This window comes from Burkholderia sp. BCC1999 (assembly GCF_905339975.1).
In the GTDB taxonomy this organism is placed as follows: Bacteria; Pseudomonadota; Gammaproteobacteria; order Burkholderiales; family Burkholderiaceae; genus Burkholderia.
Genome location: NZ_CAJPHP010000026.1, coordinates 105,281 through 111,765, shown reverse-complemented (window position 1 = coordinate 111,765; position 6,485 = coordinate 105,281). Strand labels below are relative to the sequence as shown.

Genomic DNA, 6,485 nt, shown 5'->3' with positions numbered 1-6,485 from the left:
CAACCGTTTTTTAAAACTCGTCAACAACTTTTTTAACTACTTCGTTGCGACGACTGCGGTTTAATTTCGTTTGCACTGGAGTCGATAAAACCGACTTCAACAGTACCGCTTCCCTTCTTTCCCCCGCGCTGCGTTTCCGTTAGCGCGAAAGAGGCGTGATTCTAAGCACCTACTCCGGTCTCCGCAACCCCCTTTATGAAATATTTTTGACATGCCAGGTCGGGGGCCGCTGAGCCGACCCAGTGTTCATATATAAGGGGCACGGCAAGAGCAGCCTCGGTCGCCCGTGAACCGCCCCGCCGCCGCGAACGCAAGCTACCGCCGGTTACCGCACCACCATCGCCCGCACCACGCCGTCCCGCCGGATTAGTCCGTGATACAGCGCCGCCGCAAAGTGCGCGAGGAAGGTCGCGAAGAACAGATAGGCCAGCACCCGATGCGCGACCCTGAGCCAGGCGAACGTCACCGGATCAGCCGAAACCAGCGCCGGCAACTGCACGTCACCGCCCAGCGTTACCGGATACCCGCCGGCCGACAGCATCGCCCACCCGATCAGCGGCATCGCCACCATCAGCGCATACAGCACGAGATGCGACCCGTGCGCGGCCACCTTCTGCCACCACGGCAGGTCCTCAGGCAACGCCGGCGACTTCGACAGCACCCGCACCACGATCCGCACGCACACCAGCGCCAGGACGGCCACACCCAGTGGCTTGTGAATCGCCACCAGGATCTCGTGCCGCTCGGAAACGGACGCCACCATCCCCACCCCGATGAACAGCATCGCGAGGATCATCGCGGCCATCACCCAATGCAGCACTCGTGCCGGCAAGCTAAACGTCGTCGAAGCCTTCATCATCGTCCCTCCCCACTCAATCGCGCCACGCCAGCCACCCCGGCCTCTTCGCTCGTGCGTCGCAGATACGAATCCGCATACGCCGCCGAACGCGCCGCCAGCAACGGATCGCCCGACACCTGAATCCCATGCGGCAACACCGTCGGGTCGTAATTCACGTCGCGGCACGGCCCGCTGTCCTGCGCCTCCACGCGGTCGAGCACGAGCGTGCCCGCATCGATCGTCGTCCGCTGGGCGGGCCAGACCTTCGTCGCGTCGTCCACCGGATCGCCCGGCTCCGCCAGCGTGACCAACAGCTTCCACTTTTGCGCACCGGCCGCGATGCGCTGCGTCACGTCCTGTTGCAACACGTTCGGATCCCCGGCCGTCGCGACATCGCCGGCGCCAGCCGTCTGCTCCGGCACGACGCGCCACCGCACCGCCTGGCGCTTGCCGGCCGCGTCGACGAAGTAGAACGCGTTCAATCCGTAATAGCTTTCGGTGACGTAGCTCGCGCTCGGCTTCGCACCCTTCACCCATTCGCGGAACGCAGCCGTCTCCGGGTGCGCGCCGAAAAACGCCTTCACCTTCAACGGGTCGGGCTTGCCCGTCTTCGGATCGGGCCGGGTCGCCAGCAATTGCGCGTAGAACGCCTGCGGCGTCGCCACCGGAAATACGGGCATCGCGTTCATCCCGGTTCGCCATTGCTCGCCATCAGGCGCGGTGAGCTTCAGCGCGAGGCTGCGGATCGGCACGCTGCTGTCGGGCGCATACGGATTCCCGCCCGGCAACGCGAAGCGCCCGACCACCGGCGTACGCACCGCCTTGAAGAACGGCGCGACCGAATACGCGCTCGCGGCGCCGTTGCCTTCGAAGTAACCGGTCACGCACACGCCCTTCGCGTGGTTGCGCCGGAAGCCGGGGTGAATGCCGCCGCCGGCCGTCTGCAACGCGTCGACGATCCGGTGCGGGGTCAGACGCGCCGGCGCGAACCATCCGCCGACATACCCGAACGCCACGGCCACGCCGGCCACCGCGCCGCCGATCGCGGCCCAGCGCCACCACCCGCGCCCAGGCTTGCGCTGCGGTGAAGAAGAGGAAGATGATCGCTGCATGAATGTGCTCCCGACCGTCAGGTCATTGTCGAACCCGCGTAGGACGCCACCCGCGCCGCTTTATTCCACGAAAAATTTTTTCCTATGCTGGTGGAATAAGCGGCACCCACCGGCGTCTTACGCGGCATCTCGACCCATTCGGCAACCGGCCCGGCCATGCCCTCCACCGCCCTCGACGACGACGCATTGCGCGAACTCATCCCCAGACTGCGACGCTTCGCGCTCTGGCTGGCGCGCGACGTCCATGCGGCCGACGATCTCGTCCAGTCGACGCTCGAGCGCGCGCTGTCGCGCTGGACGAGCCGTCGCGACGACGCGTCGCTGCGCAGCTGGCTCTTCACGATCCTGTACCGGCAGTTTCTGGACGGGAAACGCAGTGCGAAGCGCTACAACTGGCTGCTCGGCCGGATCCGCGACGACGACGAAGCGCACTGGCCATCCGCCGAACGCGAATTCACGGCGCGCGCGACGCTCGAAGCGTTCGGCCGGCTGTCGGACGAGCAGCGCAGCCTGCTGTTGCTCGTCGCGGTCGAGGGCTTCACCTATCAGGAAGTCGCCGACCTGCTCGAGGTGCCGATCGGCACCGTGATGTCGCGGCTCTCCCGCGCGCGCCAGGCGCTGCGCCAGCTCAGCGACGGCGAGCTTCCTGCTCCTTCTTTGCGATTGATGAAGAAATGAACACGCCTCCGAACGAACACGACCTTCAGGCCTACGTCGACGGCCAGCTCGACGACGATGCGCGCGCCGCGGTCGAGCGCTATCTCGCGCTGCATCCGGAGCGCGCGGAACAGGTGAAGCAATGGCAGCAGGATGCGCAGCGGTTGCGGGCCGCGCTGGAGAGCGTGCGGATGCCGGCCGATAACCCTGCGCTGGATCCCGCGGCGATTCGCAGCCGGCGGGCCGAACGCTCGCGGATGCGGTTCGCGATCGCGGCTTCATTCGTGTTCTGCGTCGGGCTGGGGACGTTCGGCGGATGGCAGGCGCGTGGATGGAACGCGGCGCCGCCCATCGCGCCGATGAGCGATGCGGTCGAGGCTTACCGGATGATGGTGGTCGATCAGACGGCCAAGGTCGATTACCGGCCGACGGGTGCGGGGGATTTGCAGGGGTGGCTCACCAAACGCGTGGGCGCATCGGCGAGGCTGCCGGATTTGAGCGCGGCGGGGTTCCGGCCAGTCGGTGGGCGGTTGTTCACGACGGACAGCGGGGCCACCGCTGCGATGGTGCTCTATGAGGACCAGGCCGGGCGGACGCTGAGCTTCTATCTGCGGCCGGCGGAATCGAAACATCGGCTGCTGCCGGCCGGACAACGTGTGGATGGCGCGTTGCTCGCGCGGTATGGGTCGGTGAACGGGCTCAATTATGCGGTGGTCGGGCCGGCAGATAATCTGGGGGAACAGGCGGTCGTACGGGCGCTTGATCAGCAGATTTGAGCGGGGCGATGCGCGGCCCGGTGGTGGCGGTTACGCGCTGCCGGCGGTCCGGCCGAGGCGGCTCGACCGGCCTGAAAGCACTCACGCTCACCGATCAGGTCCACAGCGTTTGGATTCGCTTTCGTGATGGTTGTCCACACCGCGAATTTCGTCTTGATGCGTTCGCGAATGGGCGCACTCGCTTCGGTTCTGATGTCACAGGGTTTGGTGTCTTCTGGGCGCAGGATATCCACATCGACCGCAACGACTCGGCATGCCGTCTCTCGTCGCGAACTGCTCACCCTTGGGTTGCACAGCATTTCGAGTGGCTTTCGGGGTGATATCCACAACACCCTCACTGAACCGATACACAGGGTTTCGATTCGGCCGCGTTCGGGTTGTCCGCATAGGTTTGAGCGCTTCGAATCAATGCTCACCAGTGAACCACACAGTGTTTCGGATTGTTTTGCCTGCCGGTTGTCCACATGTGAATATCAGGTGCTTCGCCGGCACGAACGTCACTTGATCCCGTAAATCCTGAGAATCTCGCCACTCTCAGGAGAGACGACGTACTGAATCGACGTTCCGAGAGGACTCGCGTCACCAAGCCCCCCGCATACCGTTCCGTCACCCTTCTTCCTGCACTGCCATCAATTCCCTCAGGCAGTCAGCACATGTTGCCGTCAGCAATCCGATGGCGGCTTCCATCGACTCGTCGTCGTCGAAGCGGTAGACGCCGCCTCCTTCATACGTCCCACCCAATTCGAGCACTTTCGTCGCTTCGGATTCGAGCATGTAGCTCGGGAACTCGATTTCATCACGCACCAGCGTCAACGGCACGACCTGGTGACCGCCCTTCCAGTTGCTGCGATCGTTGACGAGATCGGACACGGCCCGAGTCACAACCTCGCCTCCGACATGCCCGTGATATGAACAATTCACTAGCGGCATCGCATCTCCAGTAATCAGCCTTGGCGCGATCGTATTCACTGAATGAATAATGGATGTACAGCCGCTCCGCAGCAGCCTCACTACCGCAATCGGCAACAGCCAGCGCTGCGCTCAATGCGCCTGCGGACAAGGCATCTTGCTCTCGCCCCGTTGTCGGTCCCGAACTGTCAACCAATGTGTCTTCCGCTCGTTCCCATCACGCGTCGACCGCGAAAAGCCGGTTGCGTGATCGACTACCTCGCCAGATAGATCGCCAGGATCTCTCCGTTTTCCGGCGAGATGACATAGTTGATCGATTTCCCGAGTCGGTTCGCGTTGCCAAGGCCTTTCATTCCCGGGATGAACTTTGCCGTGAACGAAACGCCAATGACGTCCTTTCCATCGATGCCTTCGCCGTTGGACGCCTTTCGTTCATACACGGACACTTCGAAATTGTTTATGTCCTGCTCGCTCTTTTCGAAGTCGGCATAGGCTGAGCGCAGCCCGATGACTGTTGCGGTATTGAGGGTGACGCGATCGTTGTCCGCATCACCAAAAATTGTTTTACTCATGGCAAGTACAGGAAGCCGGATCAACGAAGAATCGGTCATGTGCGGTGAGCCTGTCCGTCGGGCCTTTACATCCAGGATGCCCGCGATTCTACAGACATGGATGCCTACGTATCACCCAGGCGCTTCACAGCTTCCCGATTCGTTCCTCTGTTCGCCGCACGCAGTGCATATCCCGAGCGGATCACAGTCGACGGACTGTGCTTATCCAAAGGTGTTAACAGAGTTCGTATACATACGTAGTGATAGTTAACAAGCGCTGTGCCCCACAGTGGATAACCTCCGTAACGCACTGAATTTTCAGCGCGCAGCGGGATGCATAACCATGGGTGTCGCACGTGAACAGCTCCGCGCAGCACAGAACAACTTTTCGTCGATTCACAGACTCGCCGACATATCCTCAATCGTTCCACTGTGAATCCAGAGGCTTGCCGGACGGTTATCCAGAGGGCAATGTGGATAACACCACAACACATCGACGCGTTTTGCTGTGATGCGAACAGGTGAAGCCGACGTTCGCGGCATCGCCAGGCAACATCGATCGTCAGCGACCGTGCGCCGTGATTCAAAAAATTTTCACGAAGGGGCTTGCGCCTCTCCAAAACCCTCTCTATAATTCGCGGCTTCTTAGGCTCGTAGCTCAGTTGGTTAGAGCACCACCTTGACATGGTGGGGGTCGTTGGTTCGAATCCAATCGAGCCTACCAACGAACAAAATGAAGGGGTCCGGCAGTACAACTTGCCTACAGGCAACGCGGCTCGCCAAACATACAAACGCCACGCGGCAACCTCGCGTGGCGTTTTTCTTTTCCGGCCCGAAACAGCGCATGAAGCCTCGATGCGTTGCGCGATACATGGCTCGGCATCGCCTCGTCACCGACATCCCGATCAGCCATTCAATCGCCGCTGCACGGCGAGTAGAATCGTGTGCACATCGAAGCGGCTGCGCCGCGCGTCGCCCGATTTCCCGCGTATCCAAACCGCATCAAAACAACAACGCGCGATCCGCGCGACTGAGAGCACACGACATGTCCGAGGTCACGACCGCCGCATCGTCCGCAAGCAACGACGAAATCGCCGCTTACGTCGGCAAGAACGCCGCCTGGTTCGAACGGAAATGGGCGATCGCCGAATCGCGCAAGAGCCGGCAGTCGTGGAACTGGGCCGCATGCTTCCTGGGCCCGGTCTGGATGGCCTATCGATGCATGTACTGGCAGGCGGCCGCCGTGCTCGCCGTCACGCTCGGCATCACGCTGGTCGAGCTGCTGTACTTCCCGACATACTTCGAATCGACCACGCTCGACCCGGTCACGATCGGGATCGCGGTCTCGCTCGGCTGGTGCGGGAACAGCCTCTACAAGCAGCACGTCGAACGCAGGATCGAAAAACTGCGCCCGAACGCGACGTCTCGCGAATCGTTTCTCGCGCTGCTCGAGGCGCAGGGTGGCACGAACTGGCTGGCGGCGGCCGGGTTCGCCGTCGCGACGCCGCTGCTCGGCGTACTGATGTTCATGCTCGGCAACACCGCAGGCGCGATGTACTGATTGCGGTAGCCGGCGATCGACGAAGCGGAAAGAGGAGGGTGCACGGCGCCGTCGCCATGCATCCGCATGGCATGCGGCGCC

7 protein-coding genes and 1 tRNA gene are annotated in these 6,485 nt (G+C 62.4%); 4 read left to right on the top strand and 4 right to left on the bottom strand.

The window, feature by feature from the left end; all coding sequences use genetic code 11:
- Window positions 1-325: 325 nt before the first annotated feature.
- Both U5809_RS29730 and U5809_RS29725 read right to left on the bottom strand, forming a co-directional pair.
- Window positions 326-859 carry a cytochrome b gene (locus tag U5809_RS29730; protein WP_322089111.1) on the bottom strand — a complete coding sequence of 178 codons (534 nt, stop codon included), beginning with the start codon at window positions 857-859 and terminating at the stop codon, window positions 326-328.
- Entirely contained in the window at window positions 856-1,950 is a 1,095-nt protein-coding gene (locus tag U5809_RS29725; RefSeq protein WP_322089110.1) for a catalase family peroxidase, read from the bottom strand. Before U5809_RS29725 ends, U5809_RS29730 begins: the two co-directional genes overlap by 4 nt.
- Before the next feature lie 156 nt (window positions 1,951-2,106).
- Here U5809_RS29725 and U5809_RS29720 point away from each other — a divergent pair, with 156 nt between their 5' ends.
- The gene (locus U5809_RS29720) at window positions 2,107-2,628 is read left to right on the top strand and encodes a sigma-70 family RNA polymerase sigma factor (protein WP_059527789.1); all 522 of its coding nucleotides are present in this window, start codon (window positions 2,107-2,109) and stop codon (window positions 2,626-2,628) included.
- Entirely contained in the window at window positions 2,625-3,383 is a 759-nt protein-coding gene (locus U5809_RS29715; RefSeq protein WP_322089109.1) for an anti-sigma factor, read from the top strand. The genes U5809_RS29720 and U5809_RS29715 overlap by 4 nt, the downstream gene beginning before the upstream one ends.
- Window positions 3,384-3,989: 606 nt before the next feature.
- On the opposite strand, the gene U5809_RS29710 is transcribed toward U5809_RS29715, so the two are convergent.
- Both U5809_RS29710 and U5809_RS29705 read right to left on the bottom strand, forming a co-directional pair.
- Window positions 3,990-4,253 (bottom strand): hypothetical protein, encoded by a 264-nt coding sequence (locus U5809_RS29710; protein WP_322089108.1) that lies wholly within the window; start codon window positions 4,251-4,253, stop codon window positions 3,990-3,992.
- Between the two features lie 293 nt (window positions 4,254-4,546).
- The gene (locus U5809_RS29705) at window positions 4,547-4,903 is read right to left on the bottom strand and encodes a hypothetical protein (RefSeq protein WP_322089107.1); all 357 of its coding nucleotides are present in this window, start codon (window positions 4,901-4,903) and stop codon (window positions 4,547-4,549) included.
- 587 nt (window positions 4,904-5,490) lie between these two features.
- On the opposite strand from U5809_RS29705, the gene U5809_RS29700 reads away from it, so the two are divergent.
- Together U5809_RS29700 and U5809_RS29695 are read left to right on the top strand one after the other, a co-directional pair.
- Window positions 5,491-5,567 (top strand) — tRNA-Val (locus tag U5809_RS29700).
- A gap of 321 nt (window positions 5,568-5,888) precedes the next feature.
- Window positions 5,889-6,404 (top strand): DUF2628 domain-containing protein, encoded by a 516-nt coding sequence (locus tag U5809_RS29695; RefSeq protein WP_322089106.1) that lies wholly within the window; start codon window positions 5,889-5,891, stop codon window positions 6,402-6,404.
- Window positions 6,405-6,485: the final 81 nt, after the last annotated feature.

Excerpts from the sequence above, each read along its gene's own strand:
- U5809_RS29730 (WP_322089111.1), bottom strand. The coding sequence starts at position 859 with ATGATGAAGGCTTCGACGACGTTTAGCTTGCCGGCACGAGTGCTGCAT.
- U5809_RS29725 (WP_322089110.1), bottom strand. The coding sequence starts at position 1,950 with ATGCAGCGATCATCTTCCTCTTCTTCACCGCAGCGCAAGCCTGGGCGC.
- U5809_RS29720 (WP_059527789.1), top strand. The coding sequence starts at position 2,107 with ATGCCCTCCACCGCCCTCGACGACGACGCATTGCGCGAACTCATCCCC.
- U5809_RS29715 (WP_322089109.1), top strand. The coding sequence starts at position 2,625 with ATGAACACGCCTCCGAACGAACACGACCTTCAGGCCTACGTCGACGGC.
- U5809_RS29705 (WP_322089107.1), bottom strand. The coding sequence starts at position 4,903 with ATGACCGATTCTTCGTTGATCCGGCTTCCTGTACTTGCCATGAGTAAA.
- U5809_RS29695 (WP_322089106.1), top strand. The coding sequence starts at position 5,889 with ATGTCCGAGGTCACGACCGCCGCATCGTCCGCAAGCAACGACGAAATC.